Here is a 21,563-nt window from a genome sequence, read left to right on the forward strand (position 1 = left end):
GGTGACACCCCGGAACAAATCCGGCACAACCCCGCCATGCTCCCCGACTCAGTTTCCGCTCCCACCCTGGCCGACGCCCGCGCCACGCTGGAGCGCGTCTGGGGCCACGCCGACTTCCGGGGCCTGCAGGCCGGGGTGGTCGAGGAAATCCTCGCCGGCCGGGACGTTCTGGCCGTGCTGCCGACCGGCGGCGGCAAGTCGGTCTGCTACCAGATCCCCGCCATGCTGCGGCCGGGCCTGGGTCTGGTCGTGTCGCCCCTGATCGCCCTGATGACCGATCAGGTCGAGGCGCTGAAGCAGCAGGGCGTCGCGGCCGCGAGGCTGGACTCCGGCGTCTCCATGGACGACCGGGCGGCCATCTGGCGGGCGGCCAGGGCCGGCGAACTGGATCTGCTCTATGTTTCGCCGGAAGGCTTGGCCCAGCCGCATCTCATCGACCGCCTGCACGAACTGCCCCTCAGCCTGATCGCGATCGACGAGGCGCACTGTGTCTCACAGTGGGGACATGATTTCCGGCCGGACTATCGCACGCTGGGGCGGCTGGCCGAGCTGTTCCCGAACGTGCCGCGCATCGCCGTCACCGCGACCGCGGACGCCCGCACGCGGGAAGACATCGTCCGCTCGCTGCGGCTGGAGGGCGCCAAGGTCCTGGTCGACAGCTTCGCCCGGCCCAACCTTCAGCTCTCGGCCGTCCGCAAGGAGAACGCCTCCCGCGCCAAGACCGACGCGGCGGTGATCGATCTGGTTCGCCAGCGGCGGGGCAAGTCGGGCGTCGTCTACTGCGGCAGCCGCGACGGCTGCGACCGCGTCGCCCAGGCCCTGCGCGACGCCGGGACCAACGCCATCGCCTATCACGCGGGCATGGATACCAAGGAGCGCGACAAGCGGCTGGAACGCTTCCTGGCCGAGGACGGCGCGGTGATGGTGGCGACCATCGCCTTCGGCATGGGGGTCGACAAGGCGGACGTACGCTTCGTCATCCACGCCGATCCCCCCGGCTCGCTGGAGGCCTACTGGCAGGAGATCGGCCGGGGCGGTCGCGACGGCGAGCCCGCCGAGGGCATCACCCTGTACGGCCCGTCCGACATCGCCTGGACCCTGAAGCGGCTCGACGGCCGGCCCATGCCGGACGAGGTCAAGGCGGTGCAGGTGCGCAAGGCGCGCCAGCTGTTCGCCATGCTGGACGGCGCCACCTGCCGTCCCCAGACCGTGCGCCGCTATTTCGGCGAGACCGGCGCGGACCGGTGCGGCGTCTGCGACATCTGCGGCGACCCGCCCGCCCTGTTCGACGCCACCGTCCCGGCCCAGAAGGCGCTGGCGGCGGTGCAGCGGCTGGGCGAACGCTTCGGCAAGACCCGCATCGTCGACCACCTGCTCGGCAAGACCAAGGATGTGCAGGCGTGGGAAACGGCCCTGTCCACCTGGGGCATCGGCGCCGACATCGCGTCCCACACCCTGCGCGACGTGATCGACCACCTGATGTTCGAGGGGCTGCTGGTCGAGGATCCCAACGACGGCAAGCCGCTGGTCCGGCTGGGCGATCCCGAGGCCGTGCGCGCGGTCTATCGCGGTGAGCGGGTCATCGAGGTGCGGCTGACGCCGGCCCGGGCCTCCGCCCCGCGGGAGCGCGTTCGCACGGGTCGGAACGCCGCGCTGGAGACCATGGACGCCGACGTCCGCGCCCGGTTCGAACTGCTGCGCAACTGGCGTCGCGAGCGCGCCGCCGAACAGCGCGTGCCGCCCTATGTCATCTTCCAGGACAAGACCCTGCTGGAGATCGCCATCGCTGAGCCCGGCGACCTGCACGCCCTGGAGCACATCTCCGGCGTGGGCCAGTCCAAGCTGGACCGCTACGGCAAGGGCGTGCTGGCGGCTTTGGCCGCCCCGGCCTAGCCCCAGGGCCCTCGCCGGGGCGGGTCACCCGTAACCGGAACGGACGTCGTCACCGGGCGCGACGCCGGGCGTGCGAACACCGGTTCGACCGGAACCGGCCGGGGCGCGGGCGTGCGCCCCATCTTCACCGCCAGATCCATCAGGGCGCGGACGCGGTTGCCGGTCGCCGGGTGGGTGGAGAACAGATTGTCCGCCCCCTTGCCCGCCAGCGGGTTGATGATGAACAGCTGGCCCGAGGCCGGATTGCGCTCGGCGGTCGGGTTGTGGATGCGCCGGGCATAGGCCTCGATCTTCTGCAGGGCGGAGGCGAGCGCGTTCGGATCGCGCGCGATCTCGGCGCCGACCCGGTCGGCCTCGTATTCGCGCGAGCGGCTGATGGCCATCTGCACCAGACCCGCGGCCATCGGGGCCAGGATCATCAGGGCCAGGGTTCCGATGATGCCGCCGGGGCGCTCGCGGTCATCGCCGCCGCCGAAGAAGAGGGCGAAATTGGCCAGGGCCGCGATGGCGCCCGCGATGGTCGCCGTGACGGTCATGGTCAGGGTGTCGCGGTTCTTCACATGGGCCAGTTCGTGCGCCATCACGCCCCGGATTTCCTCGCGGGTCAGCATGTCCAGCAGGCCGGTGGTGGCGCAGACGGCGGCGTTCTGCGGATTGCGGCCGGTGGCGAAGGCATTGGGCTGGTCGTTCGGGATGATGGCGATCATCGGCCGGGGCATGTCGGCGTCGCGGGCCATCTGCAGAATGTCGGCGACATAGGTGCGGACCACCGCATTGGGGTGGCTCTCGTCGACCGGCTGGGCCCGGTACATCTTCAGCACGATCTTGTCGGCGTTCCAGTAGCTGAAGAGGTTCATCCCGCCCGCGACGGCCAGCGCGATCAACATGCCCGGCACGCGGCCGATCATGTAGCCGACGCCCATGAACAGGGCGGTCAGCGCGGCCAGCAGGGCGAAGGTCTTCAGGTGGTTCATCGGGACTCAAACAGGGGGCGCACTGGCGCCGGGGACTGAAGCTTCCAATTTGCGAATTGCAACGCGATGGCTCAAGGCGAGGACGCTGTGACCGATCATCCCACCCCCGAGACCGAACCGGCCCCCGCTTTCAACGCGGATGTCCCCCACGCCACGCCCGAGCGGCCGTTGAGCGAGGCCGCGCGCCGCGCCCTGCTGGAGGCGGCGGATCGTCGCGCCGCGACCGAAACGGCCGAACTGGAGACCGAACACGGCGGCCCGCGCGGTCCCGAGCCCACCCGCTACGGCGATTGGGAGAAGAAGGGCCTCGCGGTCGATTTCTGACGCGAACCGATCCTGGCGAACAGCGTTAACCCTGACGTTCAGGAGACGCCGCCCATGATCCGCTTTCTCGCCGCCGCTTCCGGCCTCGCCGTGCTTGCGTTCGCGGGCGCCGCGACGGCCCAGACCTGGGCGCCGTCCTGGGGCCAGCCCGTCTATCTCGACAGTTGGGGGCGCCCCGTCGGCGGCACGCCCCTGTCCGAGGTCGAGACCCGGTCCTACACGGAGACCGGCCGCTGGGCGGACGGCTACGGCGAACGGGTCTATGTCCATGTGCCGGGTCGCGCGCCCCGTTACGGGTACGGACGCGACCGGACCCATGCCTACGACCGCGACCGGTATGACCGCCGCCCGGATCAGGGCTATCGCGACGAGTGGGGCTATAACAACGACCGGGCCCGCCCCGGACGGCAGGGCTACGTCAACGGCGACCGGGGTCGTTACGACGAGGGTCCCGAGGTCTATTTCTACGATCGCTGACGCCCGTCAGGGTTAATTTCCATCCTCTCAGGGGAATGCGCCGCCCCGCGCTCCCCCCGCCGGTGCAAGGCCGGGCCCGCCTCGACCACGCGCGCCATAACGGCTCCTGAAACGGAGTCCGATATGCGTAAGCGTACCGCCGCGGCCGGCGCCGCCCTGCTGATCCTCATCGCCACGCCCGCCCTTGCCGGTGGACCGCGCGGGGGCGGCGGTCATCAGCCCCGGCCCCCCTCGACCTGCTGCCACGGCGGCGGAGGCGGGCATACGCCCCAGCCGCCGCATGGCGGGGGCGGCTGGAACTCCAACATCAATGTGAACGTCAACGCCTCGGCCCGGGCCTATGCCTCCGCCGACGCGTCGGCCCGCGGTTCTCTGAACGCCCGAACCTATGACGTCGGCGGCGGACGCGGCGGCTATGGCGGCGGGACCGTCTATGTCGGCGGCGGCTACGGCGGTGACGCGGGCGGATATTATTCGGGCGGCCCGGCGATCTATGACGACCGCGTTCTGGCGGCTCCACCCTGCCCGTCGGCGCCCTTCGGCTATGTGGTCACCGGCTTCGGTCGCGACGACCTGCGCCCGTCGCGCTGCGGCTATCGCTACGACGATGCGGGCTACGACCGGGGCGGGCGCTACGGCTACAGCGAGCGCCACGATCGTTACGACGCCTATGCCGAGAGCCGCTACGAGGTCCGCGAAAGCTACAGCGAGCACAGCGCCTGGGAAGAGGGCTACGTCCATGAGGACGGCCGCCGTTACGACGAACGCCATGATGATCGCCGGGCCTGCGACTGCGACCGCGAGGCCGCGCCCTATCCGCCGGCCTATCTGCCCGAGCCCCCGCGATACGAGGCCCCGCGCCACGTTTCACCGCCGCCCGCGCGCCCTGCGGCCCGTCCGCATCGCGCCGCGCCGCCGCGTCGGCCCCTGCCGCGTCAGGAATACCGTCAGGAACCCGGCGAGCGGGGCTAGGCCTCAGGGCCGGACGCGGTCGATCTCCTCGACGATGGCCGAGGCCGCCAGCAGGGGGTTCTCGGCCCCGACGATCGGGCGGGCGACCACCAGATGGGTCGCGCCCGCTTCCAGCGCCGCGCGCGGCGTGGCCACGCGCTGCTGATCACCCTTGTCGGCGCCGTCCGGACGAACGCCGGGGGTGACGATCAGGAAGTCGGGCCGGCCCGCCTCAAGGGCGATTTCGCGCACCCGCGCGGCTTCCAGCGGGCTGGACACCACGCCGTCCACACCGCAGTCCAGCGCCTGTCGCACCCGCCGCTCGACCAGCTCGGCGGCGGTGAAGCCGTAACCCATCTCGGTCAGGTCCGCGTCCGACAGGCTGGTCATCACCGTGACGGCCAGCAATCTGGTGTCCGATCCGGCGGCGTCGCGGCCCTTGACCGCGCCCTTCATCACCTGCGGTTCGGCATGGACCGTCAGCAGGTCGCAGCCGCCCTCGGCCACGGCGCGGGCCGCGCCTTCGACCTGGGCGCCGATGTCGTGCAGCTTCCAGTCCTGGAAGACCGTCTTTCCCGCCGCGCGCAGCTCGTGGGCAAAGGCCACGCCGCCGGGCCGGGCGAGAAGCGTCAGACCGATCTTGTAGGCGCTCACCGTCCCGTCCAGCCGCTTCACCATGGCCCGGGCGGCGTCCAGCGAGGGCAGGTCCAGGCCGACGATCAGGCGCGGATCGGTGAGAACGGGCGTCATTCGGCGTCTCCTTGCCCGCCGGGGGTGGACGCGCGGACGTGCGTCAGCCCTTATGGCGGTCGAGTGAATTGGGGGGCGAGGTCAGGTCATGGACGCGGTCGAACTGGGGGTCAACCTGTTCGTGACGCTGTTCGCTCTGCTGGATCCGGTGGGAAACCTGCCGATCTTCGCGGCGGCGACGGCGGGAGCGAGCCTTCGTCAGCGGGTGTCGGTCTCGGCGCTGATCTGCCTGTTCGCGGCCCTGTTCCTGGCCTTCTTCTTCTACACCGGCCTGGGCCTGCTGCAGTTCTTCGGCATTTCGCTGGCGGCCTTCCGGATCGCGGGCGGCATCCTGCTGCTGTTGCTGGGTCTGGACATGGCGCGCGAGGACTTCCTCGCCACCTTCGCCGACAAGGACGCGGCCAATGACCTCAAGGACGTGCGCGGCTACGCCAAGCGCCGGTTCCAGAAGCTGGTCGTGCCCTTCGCCATTCCGCTGATGATCGGCCCGGGCGCGATCTCGGCCATCATCATCCAGGCGGGCGAGGCCCAGAAGATCGGGCCGGCGGGCGCCGCCGCGGCGCTGGCCGCCATCGCCGCCGCCTGCATCGTCTCCTTTATCAGCTTCGCCCTGACCGGCCCGATCAGCCGCGTTCTGGGCGATGTCGGCCTGGCCATCGTGGTGCGGGTGCTGGGCCTGATCCTGTGCGCCCTGGCCATCCAGTTCATCCTGATGGGGCTGGGCGAGGCGCTGCCGGGCATGATCAGCACCGGCGTCACCATCCCCTATCCGGCGGGCGGTCACTAGGAGGACCGGGCGGCTCCGGGGTTCAGAGCCCCAGGGCGGCGCGGATGTTGCGCCAGTCGATGTATTTGAAATTCTGGTTGCCGACGTCGTTCACGTCGTCCTGAACCACCACCACGCCCTCGGGGAAGCGCGCGCCGACCCGGCCGCCCAGGGCGTCCAGACCGTCCGTGCCGGTCACGCCGTCGATGGCGCCCTGCGCCACCACGAAGCGGCCCTTGTACTCGGGCGCGGCGCCGTCGATGCGCCAGACGGGGAAGGTCGAGTCGCCCTGGCTGGAGCCGATCAGATAGCGGGCCGCGCCGTCGGCGATGACCGTCAGGCCTTCCGCGTCTGCGACCAGCACGCCCGGCGCGATCGGCTGGACCAGGGTCCGGGCGGCGCCGGAGGCGGGATCGAGGCCGTAGCGCCAGACGCCGACGTTCTCCTCGGCGATGTAGAGGGCGTCGGTCGCCTCATCGGCGGCGCAGCCTTCCGAGATCGTGCCGATGGCGGCGGTGCGGACGAGGCGGGCGGAGGGCTGGCCGTCGGCGCCCACGGTCAGGACGAACTGGCGCAGCTCGCCCTCGTGGCCGACCAGGATGGCGTGCACTTCCGCCCCGCGGCGGGCGAAGCAGAAGCCGTAGGGCTCGACCACGTCGGTGGCCACATTGCCCCAGTGACGGACGCCGTTGTCGCCGGTCGCGGCCGGGTCGAACAGATAGAGCGCGATGCCGGTCTTGCCGGGCGTGCGGTCGCTGGCGCCGAAGATCACCTGCGGCCGACCGCCGACGCTCAGGCCCTCGGTCACGTCGACGTTGTTGAGCAGACCCTCGGGGAGGAACTGCAGGATCGCACCGTCGAGGCCGTAGATGTAAAGGCCTGCCTTCTTGTCGGTGCCGGCGACGAAGCCGTCGACCATTGCGCCCTTGATGGTCACCGGGGTGGGCGAGGCCCAGACGGCGGGGTCGTCGGCGGCGTCCTGACCGGGCAGGCCGACCGGCGGCGTTTCCAGCACGGCGTGAACCGGCGCGCCTTCGCCGACGACGCCTTCGCCCTCGCCCTGGAAGTCGACTTCACCCGTGGCGCAGGCGGCCAGCAGGGCCGAGGCGGCGACGCTTACGATCAGGGTCCGGACGTTCATCGGCGCGCGCTCCATGGCATTTGACGATGCGCGCCAGACCACGCGCCCCCGCAACCGGTCAAGCAACGCTCCATGACGGTCTGGCGTCGCCTTCGTGACGAACCGTCCGCCTGGGGATCAACCGTCACAGGGGCGTTCCAAATTCGCCAAGCGCCGTTCGCGAATCCGTCGCGCCCACGTCTTCGGCACGGCCTAGCTGGCGCATCCAGAGCCGGCGGCCGGGGGGCCGACCGGACGCATCGGGATGCACCAAATGAAACTCGGACTTCTGCTCGGCGCCGCCGTCGCCCCGCTCGCCTTCGCAATCGCGGCTCCGGCCATGGCCCAGGACGCGCAACCGGTTCCGACCACCGCCCTGGACGAAGTCATCGTCACCGGCGAGCCGGTCATGCGCAACCGCACCGAGGACGTGGTCCCGACCCTGTCGTACGATCTCGAGTATTTCCAGCGCTTCGAGCCGCTGACCGTCGGCGACGCCCTCAAGCGCGTGCCGTCGGTGACCTTCCTGTCCGACATTCTGGAGTCCGACGGCGTGCGCCTGCGCGGCCTCGATCCGGGCTACACCCAGATCCTCATCAACGGCGAACAGGTGCCCGGCGCCGGCGTCGATCGGTCCTTCTTCGTCGATCGCATCCCCGCCGAACTGATCGAGCGGGTCGAGGTCGTCCGGTCGTCCTCGGCCAACCGCTCGGGCGACGCCGTCTCGGGCGCCATCAACATCGTGCTGCGCGACGCCGTCTCGCTGGACGGCGGATACCTCCGCGCCGGCGCCATCCTGTTCCCGGACGATGAGATCGGCGGCACGTTCGGCGCGGTCTGGGGCGGGCAGGTCGGGCCCGGCCGTCTGCTGGTCGGCGCCAGCCTGCAGGATCGCCGCAATCCCAAGAACAAGTACAGCCAGCGCTTCGACCAGCCGAACGGCACATTGGACAATACCGAGGTCCAGACCGACGTGCGCAGCGGCACGGACTACTCGTTCAACGCGGCCTATGAGGTCGAGGTCGGCGGCGGCACGCTGGACCTGTCCGGCGTCTTCGTGCGCACCGACCGCCTGCAGGATGAGGACTCGATCGAATACAGGGGCGGTGTCGAGACCGCCGCCAACCTGCTGACGATCAATGACAACGACGTCGATATCCAGACCGACAACCTGAGCCTGCGCGCCCGCTATGCGCGCGACATGTTCGGCGGCGAGACCCGCTTCAAGCTGGGCTACGCCAGCTTCAACGACGAACAAACGGAGTTCGAGAACGAGGCGGAATACCTGCGCGACACCAACCCCTTCCCGGAAGAGGATCGCTTCACGGCGGACCTCGAATACCGCGACCTGCAGGATGAGGAAGTGTCGGCGGCGATCGAACACACGCGGGACATCGGCGCCGGCGTCGAGCTCGAGTTCGGCGTCCAGGCGGTTCAGAAGGATCGCGACTCGACCACCCGCACGGCGGACCGCGTCCGCTTCACCATCCCGAACGCGCCGACCCCGCGCCCGACGCAACCGCCGTTCGTCTTCAACACCGGCTCCTACGTGATCGAGGAAACCCGGATCGACCCGTTCGTCATGTTCTCCGGCGAAAGCGGCGCGCTGAAGTGGGAGGCCGGCCTGCGTTACGAGACCACCGACACCACGATCGCCGGCATCGACAACGACTATGCCGAGCTGCTGCCCTCGGCCAGCTTGCGCTACCGCCTGTCGGACACGGATCGCCTGACCCTGTCGGTCGCGCGCACCGTTCGCCGTCCCGACTTCGATGATCTGGCTCCGGTCACGCTCGAGGAAGAGCGCGGCGACAACGATTTCCGCGGCAATCCCTACCTCAAGCCCGAACTGGCCTGGGGTATCGATGCGGGCTTCGAGCGTCGTCTGGGCCGTCGCGGCGTCGTCGGGATCAACGTCTTCTACCGGGACATCACGGACCTGATCGAGGACATCAATACCGACGAAGCCGGAAGCGGCGACAACCCCGACACGCCCACCGTCATCGAAGCCTTCATCGAATCCATCGACAACGTCGGCGACGGTCAGGTCTATGGCGTCGAGTTCGACCTCTCCACGCCGCTGGACTTCATCGGCATGGAAAACACCGGCGTCTTCCTGAACGCGTCCTGGCTGGACAGCCAGGTCGAGGACGACCTCGGCGATCGCCGCTTCAACGACCAGTCGGACTATGTGTTGAACTTCGGCTTCACCCACGACATCCCGACCTGGGGCGCGGCCTTCGGCGCCACCTATCGCAAACAGGGCGACGCCTTCGGCCGGGTCTATGCCGAAGAGGTCACGACCTCCTACGGCGCCGACCTCGAGGTCTTCCTCGAGAAGCGCCTGTTCGCCAACACCGTCATCCGCCTGACCGGCTCCAACCTGCTGGACAGCTCCAAGGACGAGGTGTTCGACAAGTTCGGCGATCAGGACGACCAGATCAGCCGCGACTACGACGAGTATGAGCTGGAAACCGAAAGCGCCGGCCCGGTCTATCAGCTGGTCATGCGCGTCGCCTTCTGACGCCTGTCCAGAGTCGAAACGAAGGGGCCGGGCGGCGACGTCCGGCCCTTTTTCGTGCGCCGCGCCGACAGGTTGATCCGTCGCACTGGACCGCGGAAGAATCCGTGTTTAGGTCGCCTCGGGGGCGAAAGGCGGCTGTTGCGGTTCGCCGTTTGCAAGGTGTCTCCCGAACGGGCGCAGGGGCGCCAGAACGGGACAGTCAGGTCGAATGTTTCTCGAAGGCCAGATCAATTGGATGTGGGTGCTGGGCGCTCTCGCCGCGGTGGGTTGGCTGATCGGGCTGGTCGCCCTGTGGTTCGCGGTGAAGAAGCGCGGGCAGCACGTCGACGCCTCGGGCCAGCTCGATCTGATCCAGCGTGTCGCGGAGGACTCGCAGAAGCGTCTGTTCGAGACCTTGAACGCCATCCCCGTCGCCCTCGTCGAGACCGACAAGCAGGGCAAGTTCGTCTTCGCCAACCGCGCCGCGCACCAGCTGCTGGGCCGTCGTGACGCAGAACTGATCGGCCTGCGCTTCCACTCCGCCACCTGGGGCATCACCTTCCCGGACGGTCGCCCGGTGCCGCCGGACCTGCTGCCCAGCGCGCGCGCCCTGCGGGGTCAGACGGTCAAGGGCTTCCACCACCTGATGTCCAACCCGGCCACCCGCAAGAAGATGCTGGTCTCGGTCACGGCCATGCCGATCGAGAATGAACTGGGCCAGATCACCGGCTCGACCGCCGCCATCGTCGAGACCGACGGCCTGCAGGCGCCCGAGGTGATCGCGCCCGAGCCGGTCGCCGTGGTCGACAGCGACCTGACCCGCCGCGTCTTCGACGCCGCCTCCAGCGCCCTGGTCGTGGTGTCCGCCAACGGTCTGGTTCGCGAGGCCAATCGCACCGCCCTGCTGGTCCTGGGCCGGGAGGCCGCCGAAGGCGACTTCGCCGACCTGTTCCTGGCCGAGGATGAGCGCGCCGAGGGGCGTCAGGCCCTGCGCGCCGCCCTGTCCGCTCCGGCGGGAGAAGCGGACAGCTTCACGTCCCGAAACGGGGCGCCGGAAGGCATCCGCTGGTCCATGCTGCCCCTGACCAATGCCGAGGGCGGCGTCGACGCCCTGCTGCTGGCCGGCGAACGCGCCGATCCGGTGGTGGAAGAGGTCGCGGTGGCGCCGGAAGCGCCCGTCGAGACCATCGTGTTCGCGCCGACGCCGGCGCCTGAAGCCGCGCCCGCGCCGGAAACGCCGGTGATTTCCGAGGAGACCCTCGCCCTGCGCGAAGAAGCCGAAGCCGCCCGCCGTCAGGCCGAGGCCGCGCTGGCCGACGCCGCCGCCGCGCGCGAGGAGGCCGAGGCCGCCCGCGCCGTGGCCCGCAAGGCGCTGGAAGACGCCGAACTGGAACTGCAGGGCGGACGCCGGATGGAAAGCGTCGGTCGCCTGACCGGCGGACTGGCCCACGACTTCAACGCCCTGCTGGGGGTCATGACCGGCGCGCTGGACATGATGCTGCGTCAGGCCGACGACCCCGCACGGGTCCGCCGTCTGGGTCAGGCCGCCCTGACCGCCGGCCAGCGGGGTGAGCAGCTGACGCGCCGCCTGACCGCCTTCTCGCAAGGCGATGATGCGCCCATCTTCCAGACGCTGGACGCGGCCGTGCTGCTGCGCGGCATGGAGACCCGCCTGCGCGCCATGGCCGGGCCGGACATCGATTTGATGATCGAGGGCCCCGCGACCGAGGCGCCCGCCCGTCTGGACCCGGTCGCCTTCGAGGGCGCCGTGCGCGCCCTGACGCAGAACGCGGTCGAGGCGGTGGGCTCGAAAGGCTCGGTCGCCGTTCGTCTGGAGGTGTTGATGGAGGGCGGTCTGCGGCTCAGCGTCCGCGACACCGGCCCGGGCATGGATCGCGAACTGGCCGCCCGCGCGGTCGAACCCTTCTTCACCACCCGTGAAGGCGCCGCCGGTCTGGGCCTGTCGCAGGCCTATGCCTTCGCGCGTCAGTCGGGCGGGGTCCTGTCCATCGATGACGTGCCGGACGGCGGGGCCGAGGTGTCCATCACCCTGCCGCAGCCGGTCGCGGAGCCGGAACGCCAGACCGCCTGACCGGTCCCGCTATCGACGTTCGCCGATCCCGGTGTAGGGTGGTTAACGTCGCCTTCGGAGACCGGTCATGAAGCTGCTGCGCCCCCTCGTCGCCCTCGTCATTCTCGCCTACGTCGGCTGGCTGGCCTGGCCGTTGTTGTCTCCCCTGCTGGACGGCGGCGCACCTGACGTCGGCGCGATGCGGGCGGAGGCCGAGGCCGCGACCGGCGGCGACCTGTTCGGCGTCATCCCCGCCTGGGCGCTGTGGGTCGGGGCCGTCGCCCTGTACCTGGTCGCCGCCCTGATGCTGGGCGCGGGCAACGCCAAGGCTTCCATCGCCTATTTCCTGGGTTTCATCGCCGACGCCGTCCTGCGTCTGGCCATGGACCGCAACGGCGGCGGCGCGGATATCGCCGCGCGCTCGGCCGCGCCGGTCAGCGACTTTCCCGTCGATCCGGTCTGGCTGGTGCTGGGCGGCCTGCTGCTGCTCGGCGTGCTGGTGGTCATCGCGGCGCGGCGCCATCGGAAACGTCGCATCGCGGGCCAACTGTCCTTCTAGAGCGGCGCCATAGCGCCCATATAGTCTCCAGCGGTTGACCCTTGCGGTCTTGCCGCTAGGTTCCGCGCGCCTTCCCGCGCCCAGACAGCATCAGAGAGACCCCATGGCCGAAGCCGCTTCCCCCAGCACCGCGTATGATGTCGTCATCATCGGCGGCGGGCCGGGCGGCTATAACGCCGCGATCCGCGCGGGCCAGCTGGGTCTGACGGTCGCCTGCATCGAAAAGGGCGACACCCTGGGCGGCACCTGCCTGAACGTCGGCTGCATGCCGTCCAAGGCCCTGCTGCATGCGTCGGAGCTGTTCGAGATCGCGAACAAGGAGTTCGGGACCCTCGGCATCGAGGTCGGGACGCCCAAGGTCAACCTGCCGCAGATGATGAAGCAGAAGGCCGACAGCGTGACCGCCCTGACCAAGGGCATCGAATTCCTGTTCAAGAAGAACAAGGCCGTCTGGATCAAGGGCAAGGGCAGGATCACCGGCCCGGGCGCGGTTGAAGTCACCGCCGCCGACGGCGCGGTCACCACCCTGACGGCGAAAGACATCGTCATCGCCACGGGCTCGGAGCCCACCCCCCTGCCGGGCGTCGATTTCGTCGAGGGCAAGATCGTCGATTCCACCGGCGCCCTGTCGCTGCCGGCCATCCCGAAGAAGATGATCGTCATCGGGGCGGGCGTCATCGGGCTTGAGCTCGGCTCGGTCTGGCGTCGTCTGGGCGCCGAGGTCACGGTGGTCGAGTTTCTGGACAAGGTGGGCGCGGGCATGGACGCCGAGGTCGCCACCGCCTTCCAGCGCGGCCTGACCAAACAGGGCATGACCTTCCGGATGGGGACCAAGGTCACCGCCGCGAAGACCGGCAAGGACGGCGTCGAGCTGACGGTGGAGCCCGCCGCCGGCGGCGCCGCCGAAACCCTGAAGGGCGACGTGGTTCTGGTCGCCATCGGCCGCCGTCCCTACACCGCCGGTCTGGGGCTGGAGACGGTCGGCATCGAAACCGACAAGCGCGGCTTCCTGATCAACGACCATCTGAAGACCGGAAAGGCCGGGGTCTGGGTCATCGGCGACGTGACCACCGGCCCGATGCTGGCGCACAAGGCGGAAGAAGAAGCCGTCGCGGTGATCGAGTTCATCGCCGGAAAGGCCGGCCACGTCGACTACGACCTGGTCCCCAGCGTCATCTACACCGGCCCCGAAGTCGCCTGGGTCGGCAAGACCGAGGAACAGCTCAAGGCCGCCGGCGTCGACTTCCGCAAGGGCAAATTCCCCTTCACCGCCAACAGCCGCGCCAAGATCAACCACGAGACCGAGGGCTTCGTGAAGGTGCTGGCCGATGCGAAGACCGACAAGGTCCTGGGCGTCCACATCTTCGGCCCGTCGGCCGGTGAACTGATCTCCGAAGCCTGTATCGCCATGGCGTTCGGCGCCTCGTCCGAAGACATCGCCCGCACCTGCCACGCCCACCCGACCCGTTCCGAAGCGGTCAAACAGGCCGCCATGGGCGTCGACAACTGGACCATGCAGGCCTGATCTAGACCCCGAGTTCGTCCTCGAGGGTCCGCGTCGTCTGGCGGCGCAGGCCCTCGAAGGCGATGGCGTTGTTGGGGAAGTCGATGGTGACGTCCCTGAACCGGCTCAGCAGGTCCGCGCCGATCAGCAGGGCCGGCCGATCCGCCAGCTCCAGGGTGTGGAAACAGTGCAGGTCGGCGAACAGCAGGCTGGTGGCGCCCAGCCTTGATCGTCCCAGCCGCAGATCGTCCACGCGGGCCAGCCGGGCCGGCAGGCTCTGGCCGGTCACGCCGTAAAGCTGCAGCTGCCGGGCGAAGCGGGAGCCGCTGTCCGACCGGGCCTGCACGGCGCGCCTCAAGGCGTCATTGCCGATCGAATACTGGGCGCCGCTGTCGACAAAGGCCGCGGCGGAAACGCCGTCGACCAGGGTCTGGCCCAGGATCAGCTGGCCGAACCGGCCCCGGACGGAGCGAATGCGATCGCCCTGCAGGCGGGACCCGATCTGGCTGGCGCCGCCCATCAGGATCCGGGTGCCTCTCCGGCTCAGGGTCGCGCTGCGCCGGATGATGTCGAAGCCCAGCCGGAAGCGTCCCAGAACATCGAGGCCCAGAAGACCGTCCGCGCCCAGCTGCTGGCGCGGCAGCACCGGGCATCGCAGGCCGTGAAAACTCAGGCCACGCAGCTGCAGCCGGTCCACTCCCACGCTTTCCGTCCGGGCCGCGGCGGTGATGCCGTGCACGATCAGCGGCTCCCGCGCCGGCAGGGCCAGCGCCGCGGCGACGGTCTCGGCGACCGAGGTCACCCCGGCCCCGGTGTCGATGACGAAGGTGAAGGGCCCCTGACCGTTGATCATCACGGCCGCGCCGATGCGGGTGAACAGATTGGTCAGCAGGGCGATCGGCTCGGCGTCCCCCGACGCCGGGTCCTGTGTCGCCGCCCGCGCGGGAAGACCGCTCATGCCAACCAGGCCGAGCGCCGCCATCCCGCCCAGCAGGCCCCGACGATCCGGCCCTGATCGATCCCGCGCGGCCACGCTCCGTCCCCTGTTGTTCTATTTTGCGGCACTCTAGGCGCCGATCGCGCGCGCTGGCGAGTCCGTGTTCGCTCAGGCGCGGGGATGGGCCGCGGCGTAGGCCTGCAGCAGATGGGCGGCGTCGACGGCGGTGTATTTCTGGGTCGTCGACAAGCTGGCGTGGCCCAGCAGCTGCTGGATCGACCGCAGGTCGGCCCCGGCGCCCAGAAGATGGGTCGCGAAGCTGTGGCGCAGGGCGTGGGGCGTGGCGCTGGCGGGCAGGCCCAGCCGCCCGCGCAGACGCTGCATCGCCGCCTGCACCTGACGCGGGCCCAGCGGTCCGCCGCGCCTGGCCCGGAACAGGGCGTCCGACGGCGCCAACGGGTGCGGCAGCAGGGCCAGATAGGCGTCCACGGCGTCCCGCACGGCGGGCAGGACCGGCGCCAGCCGCGTCTTGCCGCCCTTGCCGGTGATGCGCAGGGTCTCGGGCAGGGGCGCGTCCGACCGGATCAGGGACAGACCCTCGGAAATCCGCAGGCCGCAGCCGTAAAGCAGGGTCAGCACCGCCCGGTCGCGCGCGGCCTCCCACGGCGCGATGTCCGGATCGGCCTGCGTCTCCTCCAGCAAGCCCCTGGCCTGATCCTCGGTCACGGGACGGGGCAGGGACGCCTTCACCTTCGGGCCGCGCACCAGGGCCAGCTGCGGCGCGGGCGTGTTCAGGCGCCGGTCGAGGAAGCTGTGAAAGGCGCGGATGGCCGACAGGGTCTGGCTGATGGAGCGGGCGTTCAGCGGATGATCGCCACTGCGGCGCTCGGCCAGATGCGCCCGCACCTCCGCCGCAGTGATCGTCCCCAGATCGGCCAGCCCCAGCGTCTCGCCGCGATGACGCTCCATGAAGGCCAGATACAGCCGCCCGATGTGGCCATAGGCCTCCAGCGTCCGCGGCGACAGCCGCCGCTCATGCGCCAGATGCTCCAGCCAGGCCGACAGGGTTTCGGCGGCGGTCAGTTTAGAATGGGCCATCGCTCGGCCGTCCGTTCGACCACCCGCGCGATGAAGGCCACCAGTTCACAGCCCATATTGGGGGCGAAACCGTCTTCCTCGGGCGAGCCGAAGGCGCACAGGGCCGGACGGCCCGGCGTCTCGTCGCCGGGGAACTGCGGCGCCATGCGGATCAGGGCGACCGACTTCACCTCGTCATCGGCGGCGCCGAACAGGTTCAGTCCATCGAAATTCGGGCCCAGCCAGGTCAGGCCATGCTCGCCCAGAAGGCCGTCGACGCCGCCGGTGTCCAGTCCCTTCCAGCCGAACGGCACGCCGCCGGGCTTTTCCAGCGCGATGGCCGCGCCGGCCAGTCCGAACCGCCCCTGCGCCACCGCATCCAGACGGCGGGCCAGATCGGAGGGACTGCGCGCCTCCATCAGGTCCAGGGCCGCGACATGGGTCTGGGTCTGGGCGGCGAAATTGGCGCGGGCGATGGCCTCGATCCGCTTGCGGGCGTCCGCCTCGCGTTCGGCGGCCTCTTCCAGCCGGGTCAGGGCGGCGCGGCCGAACTCGACCACATTGCGCCCGTGCGGCTTCAGCCCGATCTCTTCCAGCAAGGAGCGGTCGTCCAGCAGGGTCTGGGCATGGGCCTGCAACCAGGCGCGCACGTCCGGCCAGTGAAGCTCGTCCGGCTTCGAAAACAGATCAGGCGATACGCTCACAAACCTCTCCCCGAGGCGCAGTCTCTGGACAACCGGCGCCGGGGCGGTGTCGACCCTACAGGATCGACTGGCCGGTCTTGCCCCAGTCCGCCAGGAAGGCATCAAGCCCCTTGTCGGTTAACGGGTGTTTGACCAAGGCCTTGAAAGTGTCCGCCGGCAGGGTCGCGGCGTCGGCGCCGGCCAGGGCCGCGTCCGACACATGCATCGGATTGCGCAGCGACGCGGCCAGGATTTCCGTCTCGAAGCCGTGGATGTCGTACAGGGTGCGGATCTCTTCCAGCAGGCCGATCCCGTTCGCGCCGTGGTCTTCCAGACGGCCGACGAAGGGCGAGATGAAGGTCGCGCCGGCCTTGGCGGCCAGCATGGCCTGGGCGGCGGAGAAGCACAGGGTGACGTTGGTCCGGATGCCCTTGTCCGAGAAATTCCGCGCGGCGCGCAGCCCGTCCCAGGTCAGCGGCAGCTTCACCACCACATTGGGGGCGATGGCGGCCAGCTTGTCGCCTTCCTTGACCATGGTCTCATAGTCGGTGGCGACAGCCTCGGCGGAAATGGGGCCCTCGACCAGCGCGCAGATTTCAGCGATGACCTCGGCGATGTTGCGCCCGGACTTTGCGATCAGCGTGGGATTGGTGGTCACGCCGTCCACCATTCCGGTGGGCAGCAGGTCCTTGATGACGGCGACGTCGGCGGTGTCGAGGAAGAGTTTCATGGGCGCGCTAATAGCGGACGGGGGGAGGACATGAAAGTCGCATCCGTCCTGATTCCGCTGCCGGTGCCGGAAGCCTTTGATTATGAAGTGCCCGACGGGTTCGACGTGGTGCGCGGCGATCAGGTGGCCGTGCCGCTGGGGCCGCGCCTGATCCGGGGCATCGTGTCGGAGGCGCGCGAGACCACGGGCACGAACCGGCGGCTGAAGGTCATCGACCATGTGCTGGACGACCCCCGCCTGCCCGAACGCACCATGGATTTCGTCGAATGGGCCGCCCGCTGGACGCTGAGCGCGCCGGGCGAGATGGCGTCGGCCGCCCTCAAGGGCCTGCGCGCGCCGCGTCCCCGGCCCGAGCGTCGCGTTCGCCGGGTCGGCGACCGCCTCCCCGCCCGACCGACGGCCGCCCGGACCGCCGTGCTGGAGGCCCTGGGCCAAAGGTCCATGCCCGGCCCCGACCTGGCCCGCGCCGCCCAGGTCTCCTCCGGCGTGGTCAAGGGCCTGCTGGACGAGGGGGTGCTGGAGACGATCGAGATCGAGGCCGTCGCCGCCTTCGACGCGCCCGACCCCGATCACGCCCCCGCCACCCTGAATCCCGATCAGGCCGCCGCCGCGACCGAGGTGGCCGAGGCCGTCGCCACCCGCGCCTTCACCCCCATGCTGCTGGACGGGGTCACCGGCTCGGGCAAGACCGAGGCCTATCTGGAGGCCGCCGCGCACGCCCTGAAGGCGGATCCGACGGCCCAGATCCTGATCCTGCTGCCCGAAATCGCCCTGACCCAGGCGGTGATCGAGCGCATCACCACCCGCTTCGGCGCCGCGCCCGCCGAGTGGCATTCCGGCGTCGCCCCGCCGCGCCGTCGTCAGGTCTGGGAGGCCGTTCAGGCGGGCCGCTGCAACATCGTCGTCGGCGCCCGCTCGGCCCTGTTCCTGCCCTATGTGAACCTGCGCCTGATCGTGGTGGACGAGGAGCATGACGGCTCGTTCAAACAGGAGGAGGGGCTGGTCTATCACGGCCGCGACCTCGCCGTGGCCCGCGCCCGGATCGAGAGCGCGACGGTGGTGCTGGCCTCGGCCACGCCGTCGCTGGAGACGCTGTGGAACGCCCATCAGGGCCGCTATCGCTGGCTGAAGCTGGGCGCGCGACACGGCGCCGCCGTGCTGCCGGACATCAGCCTGCTGGACCTGCGCGCCGCCCCGCCCGACCCCCAGACCTGGCTGTCCCAGCCCCTGCGCGAAGCCATCGGCGAGACCCTGGCCCGCAAGGAGCAGACCCTGCTCTTCCTCAACCGGCGCGGCTACGCTCCGGTCGTCCTGTGCCGGGTCTGCGGCCACCGCCTGACCGCGCCGGACACCGACAGCTGGCTGGTCGAGCACCGCTACACCGGGCGGCTGGTCTGTCACCTGACCGGCTTCTCGATGCTCAAGCCCAAGACCTGCCCGTCGTGTGGGGCGGAAGATTCGCTGGTTCCCGTCGGCCCGGGCGTCGAGCGGGTGGAGGAGGAGGTCCGCGCCCTCTTCCCCCAGGCCCGCACCGCCGTGTTCAGCTCCGACACCGTGCCGGACGGCCGGTCCGCCCGCGCCCTGATCCAGTCGATGGCGGAGGGCGAGATCGACATTCTGGTGGCGACCCAGGCGGCGGCCAAGGGCCACAACTTCCCGCACCTGACGCTGGTGGGTGTGGTGGACGCCGATCTGGGCCTGCGCGGCGGCGATCTGCGCGCGGCGGAGCGCACCTTCCAGCTGCTGACCCAGGCCACGGGCCGGGCGGGTCGCGCCGACAAGCCGGGGCGGGCCATCCTGCAGACCTGGACGCCCGAGCATCCGGTGCTGATGGCCCTCGCGGCGGGCGACCGTGACGCCTTCGTCGAGGCCGAGCTGGCCGAGCGCGAGGCCGCGTCCCTGCCGCCCTATGGCCGTCTGGCCGCGATCATCCTGTCCGGAGAGAACCCCCAGGCGGTCGAGAAGGTCGCCCGCGACCTGGCCGAGTCCATCCCCAACGCCGAACGGCTGGAGGTCTACGGCCCCGCCGACGCGCCCCTGGCCCTCGTCCGCGGCCGGCGCCGCAAGCGCCTGCTGGTCCGCGCCGACCGCGACGTCGACCTGCAGGGCTTCCTGCGCGTCTGGCTCAGCCGCGTGAAGGTGCCGGCCTCTGTGCGCCTGAACGTGGACGTGGACCCTTATAGTTTCTTGTAGTGCGCTATCGCTCGCGACGCGGTCGCTCGCTGCTTGAGCGCGGTCCGGCTAACAAGCGACCGGGTTGGCGGTGCGCGAAGCGCCAGGCCGCGTCGGGTCGGGAGGTCCCCAAAGGGGCCGACGCTCCGCGGCACAACAAAAATGCGCTTGGCGCGCGAAGCGAGCCTAGCGCGGCCCGGTGATCCGGATCTCGAACAGGCTGGGCCAGTTCTTGCCGGTCACGAACAGCCTTTGCCCTTCGGCGTCCCAGGCGATGCCGTTCAGGACGTCGTCGCGCGGGTCCATGCCGGTGCGGTCGGGCAGCAGGTTGGTCAGGTCGATCACGCCCCTGACGACGCCGGTCTCCGGATCGATCCGGACGATGAAGTCGGTCTGCCAGATGTTGGCCCAGACCTCGCCGTCGATCCATTCCAGCTCGTTCAGCTGGCCGACGCGACGCCCGTTCAGGGTCACGGCCACCTCGCCCGTCTGGGTCAGCGTCTGGCCGTCGAGGAAGCGCAGGTGGGGCGCGCCGTCCGCCAGGATCAGCCGCGTCCCGTCGGTGGTCAGGCCCCAGCCCTCGCCGTCATAGGCGAACTCGCCCAGCGGGCTCAGGTCGGCGGGATTCCAGATATAGCCCTTGCCGTCGGTCCAGGTCAGGCTCAGCAGCCGGCCGTTCAGCTCGGTCAGCCCCTCGCCGAAGATGGCGGGGTCCAGCACCCGGGTCTGCAGCACCGCGCCGTCCTCCAGCCGCACCTTGCGGAGGGTCGAGGGTGAGCGGCCGGTGCTTTCGAACAGGACGCCGTCGCGCCAGATCAGGCCCTGGGTGAAGGCGTTGCGATCGTGCGGATAGGCTCGCACCACCTCAAACCCGTAGACCGGGGTGGCGGTCGCCGCCGGAGCCGCCTGCGCGGCGGGCGCAGGCGGGGTCTGCGCCAGGACGGGCGCGGGAGAGAGCAGGGCGGCCGCGAAGAAAAAGAGCAGCCGCCGCATGATCATACTCCGGGTTCGGCCGTCTCGGCCTTGTTCAGTTCGGCCTGTCGGGCCTGTTCCGCCGCCGCCTTCCGCTGGGACGACCGGCGGGACAGCATGTTCAGGCCTTCGACCAGGGCCGAGAAGGCCATCGCCGCGTAGATATAGCCCTTGGGAACGTGGACGCCAAAGCCGTCGGCGATCAGCACCGCGCCGATCATCAGCAGGAAGCCCAGCGCCAGCATCACCACGGTCGGGTTCTTGTCGATGAACTCGGCCAGCGGGTCCGCGGCCAGCAGCATGACCAGAACGGCGACCACCACGGCGATCATCATGATGACGATGTGGTCGGTCATGCCCACGGCGGTCAGGATCGAGTCGATCGAGAAGACCAGATCCAGCAGGATGATCTGGAAGATGGCCGAGCCGACGTTGTTGATGACGACGTCCTTCTTGTCCTTCTCGAGCATGTCGTTGGACGGGGTCGGGTCGGTGGCGTGGTGGATTTCCTTGGTGGCCTTCCACAGCAGGAACAGGCCGCCCGCGATCAGGATCAGGTCACGCCAGCTGAAGGCGGTGTCGAAGCTGGGCTCCCCGTGGCTGTTCAGCGGACCGGTGATGCCCAGGTCGAAGACCGGCGCGGTCAGGCCGACGATCCAGCCGATGGTCGCCAGCAGGCCCAGACGCATGATGAGCGCCAGCCCGATGCCGATGCGGCGCGTGCGCTGACGATGTTCGGGCGGCAACTTGTTCGACAGGATCGAGATGAAGATCAGGTTGTCGATGCCGAGGACGACTTCCATGACCACAAGGGTAATGAGGGCCGCCCATGCGGTCGGGTCGGTGAACAACGGGGTGAAGTCGAACATCGTCGGTATGAGATTCCTGCAAGCGTAGCGCTGAAACTCGTGTGTAGCGTTGCGGTTGCGGGTGCGGCAATGCGGCCCAATGTGGCGGCCGCTGTCGGTTGCGGCGGAGGGGCACAGGTGCTATCAGGCGCCCGGCTGAGCCGGAGGGCGCGTTATTGAACGCGTCCCCAAAGTGCTTTCTCAAAGCATTTCAAGCCCTTGGTCGGCGCGGATCCGCGGCCGGTCGCAACC

General features: G+C 69.9%; 19 protein-coding genes. 10 read left to right on the forward strand and 9 right to left on the reverse strand.

The genetic code is table 11. The annotated features are described in order from the left end of the window. Window positions 1-36: 36 nt before the first annotated feature. A complete protein-coding gene (gene recQ, locus ACW174_RS06955) occupies window positions 37-1,893 on the forward strand; it encodes a DNA helicase RecQ (RefSeq protein ID WP_492016918.1) in 1,857 nt (618 codons plus the stop codon). On the opposite strand, the gene htpX is transcribed toward recQ, so the two are convergent. After that, the gene (htpX, locus tag ACW174_RS06960) at window positions 1,890-2,867 is read right to left on the reverse strand and encodes a zinc metalloprotease HtpX (RefSeq protein ID WP_492016919.1); all 978 of its coding nucleotides are present in this window, start codon (window positions 2,865-2,867) and stop codon (window positions 1,890-1,892) included. The two genes, recQ and htpX, sit on opposite strands and share 4 nt — an antisense overlap. Before the next feature lie 87 nt (window positions 2,868-2,954). Here htpX and ACW174_RS06965 point away from each other — a divergent pair, with 87 nt between their 5' ends. From ACW174_RS06965 to ACW174_RS06975, 3 genes are all read left to right on the forward strand, one after another. Continuing rightward, the gene (locus ACW174_RS06965) at window positions 2,955-3,191 is read left to right on the forward strand and encodes a DUF1674 domain-containing protein (RefSeq protein ID WP_492016920.1); all 237 of its coding nucleotides are present in this window, start codon (window positions 2,955-2,957) and stop codon (window positions 3,189-3,191) included. Between the two features lie 54 nt (window positions 3,192-3,245). Next, a complete protein-coding gene (locus ACW174_RS06970) occupies window positions 3,246-3,668 on the forward strand; it encodes a hypothetical protein (RefSeq protein WP_492016921.1) in 423 nt (140 codons plus the stop codon). Between the two features lie 123 nt (window positions 3,669-3,791). After that, entirely contained in the window at window positions 3,792-4,640 is an 849-nt protein-coding gene (locus tag ACW174_RS06975; protein ID WP_492016922.1) for a hypothetical protein, read from the forward strand. Window positions 4,641-4,643: 3 nt separating this feature from the next. Here ACW174_RS06975 and pyrF read toward each other — a convergent pair whose 3' ends face one another. Next, the gene (gene pyrF, locus ACW174_RS06980; protein WP_492016923.1) at window positions 4,644-5,369 is read right to left on the reverse strand and encodes an orotidine-5'-phosphate decarboxylase; all 726 of its coding nucleotides are present in this window, start codon (window positions 5,367-5,369) and stop codon (window positions 4,644-4,646) included. 88 nt (window positions 5,370-5,457) lie between these two features. On the opposite strand from pyrF, the gene ACW174_RS06985 reads away from it, so the two are divergent. Beyond that, window positions 5,458-6,156, forward strand: coding sequence for a MarC family protein (locus ACW174_RS06985; protein WP_492016924.1), 699 nt, complete (start codon window positions 5,458-5,460; stop codon window positions 6,154-6,156). A gap of 22 nt (window positions 6,157-6,178) precedes the next feature. Here ACW174_RS06985 and ACW174_RS06990 read toward each other — a convergent pair whose 3' ends face one another. After that, window positions 6,179-7,276, reverse strand: coding sequence for a phytase (locus ACW174_RS06990; protein WP_492016925.1), 1,098 nt, complete (start codon window positions 7,274-7,276; stop codon window positions 6,179-6,181). A gap of 253 nt (window positions 7,277-7,529) precedes the next feature. Here ACW174_RS06990 and ACW174_RS06995 point away from each other — a divergent pair, with 253 nt between their 5' ends. The 4 genes from ACW174_RS06995 to lpdA all read left to right on the forward strand — a co-directional run bounded on the left by ACW174_RS06995 (window position 7,530) and on the right by lpdA (window position 13,913). Beyond that, window positions 7,530-9,779: a TonB-dependent receptor plug domain-containing protein gene (locus ACW174_RS06995; RefSeq protein ID WP_492016926.1), complete on the forward strand. Its 2,250-nt coding sequence runs from the start codon at window positions 7,530-7,532 to the stop codon at window positions 9,777-9,779. A 208-nt stretch (window positions 9,780-9,987) separates the two neighbouring features. Further along, window positions 9,988-11,850, forward strand: coding sequence for a PAS domain-containing sensor histidine kinase (locus ACW174_RS07000; RefSeq protein WP_492016927.1), 1,863 nt, complete (start codon window positions 9,988-9,990; stop codon window positions 11,848-11,850). A 67-nt stretch (window positions 11,851-11,917) separates the two neighbouring features. Next, entirely contained in the window at window positions 11,918-12,388 is a 471-nt protein-coding gene (locus tag ACW174_RS07005) for a hypothetical protein (RefSeq protein WP_492016928.1), read from the forward strand. A gap of 103 nt (window positions 12,389-12,491) precedes the next feature. Next, window positions 12,492-13,913 carry a dihydrolipoyl dehydrogenase gene (lpdA, locus tag ACW174_RS07010; RefSeq protein ID WP_492016929.1) on the forward strand — a complete coding sequence of 474 codons (1,422 nt, stop codon included), beginning with the start codon at window positions 12,492-12,494 and terminating at the stop codon, window positions 13,911-13,913. A gap of 1 nt (window position 13,914) precedes the next feature. Here the strand turns inward: lpdA and ACW174_RS07015 are convergent, their stop codons facing one another. The 4 genes from ACW174_RS07015 to fsa form a co-directional block, all read right to left on the reverse strand. After that, window positions 13,915-14,925 (reverse strand): retropepsin-like aspartic protease, encoded by a 1,011-nt coding sequence (locus ACW174_RS07015; protein WP_492016930.1) that lies wholly within the window; start codon window positions 14,923-14,925, stop codon window positions 13,915-13,917. A 72-nt stretch (window positions 14,926-14,997) separates the two neighbouring features. Next, the gene (locus ACW174_RS07020; protein ID WP_492016931.1) at window positions 14,998-15,927 is read right to left on the reverse strand and encodes a tyrosine recombinase XerC; all 930 of its coding nucleotides are present in this window, start codon (window positions 15,925-15,927) and stop codon (window positions 14,998-15,000) included. Next, the gene (locus ACW174_RS07025; RefSeq protein WP_492016932.1) at window positions 15,909-16,610 is read right to left on the reverse strand and encodes a DUF484 family protein; all 702 of its coding nucleotides are present in this window, start codon (window positions 16,608-16,610) and stop codon (window positions 15,909-15,911) included. The genes ACW174_RS07020 and ACW174_RS07025 overlap by 19 nt, the downstream gene beginning before the upstream one ends. A 55-nt stretch (window positions 16,611-16,665) precedes the next feature. Next, window positions 16,666-17,319, reverse strand: a complete 654-nt coding sequence (gene fsa, locus ACW174_RS07030; RefSeq protein ID WP_492016933.1) for a fructose-6-phosphate aldolase — start codon at window positions 17,317-17,319, stop codon at window positions 16,666-16,668. A gap of 30 nt (window positions 17,320-17,349) precedes the next feature. Between fsa and ACW174_RS07035 the strand changes: the two genes are divergently transcribed. Beyond that, window positions 17,350-19,512, forward strand: a complete 2,163-nt coding sequence (locus ACW174_RS07035; RefSeq protein ID WP_492016934.1) for a primosomal protein N' — start codon at window positions 17,350-17,352, stop codon at window positions 19,510-19,512. A gap of 165 nt (window positions 19,513-19,677) precedes the next feature. Here the strand turns inward: ACW174_RS07035 and ACW174_RS07040 are convergent, their stop codons facing one another. After that, on the reverse strand, window positions 19,678-20,484 hold the full coding sequence (locus ACW174_RS07040; protein WP_492016935.1) for a glutaminyl-peptide cyclotransferase: 807 nt from the start codon (window positions 20,482-20,484) through the stop codon (window positions 19,678-19,680). Window positions 20,485-20,486: 2 nt separating this feature from the next. Continuing rightward, window positions 20,487-21,332 carry a TerC family protein gene (locus ACW174_RS07045; RefSeq protein ID WP_492016936.1) on the reverse strand — a complete coding sequence of 282 codons (846 nt, stop codon included), beginning with the start codon at window positions 21,330-21,332 and terminating at the stop codon, window positions 20,487-20,489. Window positions 21,333-21,563: the final 231 nt, after the last annotated feature.

The sequence above is a fragment of the Brevundimonas sp. AVps31 genome, from assembly GCF_058681355.1.

What these genes read in the sequence shown, in the direction of transcription:
- recQ (WP_492016918.1), top strand. Translation starts at nt 37, where the DNA reads ATGCTCCCCGACTCAGTTTCCGCTCCCACCCTGGCCGACGCCCGCGCC.
- htpX (WP_492016919.1), bottom strand. Translation starts at nt 2,867, where the DNA reads ATGAACCACCTGAAGACCTTCGCCCTGCTGGCCGCGCTGACCGCCCTG.
- ACW174_RS06970 (WP_492016921.1), top strand. Translation starts at nt 3,246, where the DNA reads ATGATCCGCTTTCTCGCCGCCGCTTCCGGCCTCGCCGTGCTTGCGTTC.
- ACW174_RS06975 (WP_492016922.1), top strand. Translation starts at nt 3,792, where the DNA reads ATGCGTAAGCGTACCGCCGCGGCCGGCGCCGCCCTGCTGATCCTCATC.
- pyrF (WP_492016923.1), bottom strand. Translation starts at nt 5,369, where the DNA reads ATGACGCCCGTTCTCACCGATCCGCGCCTGATCGTCGGCCTGGACCTG.
- ACW174_RS06985 (WP_492016924.1), top strand. Translation starts at nt 5,458, where the DNA reads ATGGACGCGGTCGAACTGGGGGTCAACCTGTTCGTGACGCTGTTCGCT.
- ACW174_RS06990 (WP_492016925.1), bottom strand. Translation starts at nt 7,276, where the DNA reads ATGAACGTCCGGACCCTGATCGTAAGCGTCGCCGCCTCGGCCCTGCTG.
- ACW174_RS06995 (WP_492016926.1), top strand. Translation starts at nt 7,530, where the DNA reads ATGAAACTCGGACTTCTGCTCGGCGCCGCCGTCGCCCCGCTCGCCTTC.
- ACW174_RS07000 (WP_492016927.1), top strand. Translation starts at nt 9,988, where the DNA reads ATGTTTCTCGAAGGCCAGATCAATTGGATGTGGGTGCTGGGCGCTCTC.
- ACW174_RS07005 (WP_492016928.1), top strand. Translation starts at nt 11,918, where the DNA reads ATGAAGCTGCTGCGCCCCCTCGTCGCCCTCGTCATTCTCGCCTACGTC.
- lpdA (WP_492016929.1), top strand. Translation starts at nt 12,492, where the DNA reads ATGGCCGAAGCCGCTTCCCCCAGCACCGCGTATGATGTCGTCATCATC.
- ACW174_RS07020 (WP_492016931.1), bottom strand. Translation starts at nt 15,927, where the DNA reads ATGGCCCATTCTAAACTGACCGCCGCCGAAACCCTGTCGGCCTGGCTG.
- fsa (WP_492016933.1), bottom strand. Translation starts at nt 17,319, where the DNA reads ATGAAACTCTTCCTCGACACCGCCGACGTCGCCGTCATCAAGGACCTG.
- ACW174_RS07035 (WP_492016934.1), top strand. Translation starts at nt 17,350, where the DNA reads ATGAAAGTCGCATCCGTCCTGATTCCGCTGCCGGTGCCGGAAGCCTTT.
- ACW174_RS07040 (WP_492016935.1), bottom strand. Translation starts at nt 20,484, where the DNA reads ATGCGGCGGCTGCTCTTTTTCTTCGCGGCCGCCCTGCTCTCTCCCGCG.
- ACW174_RS07045 (WP_492016936.1), bottom strand. Translation starts at nt 21,332, where the DNA reads ATGTTCGACTTCACCCCGTTGTTCACCGACCCGACCGCATGGGCGGCC.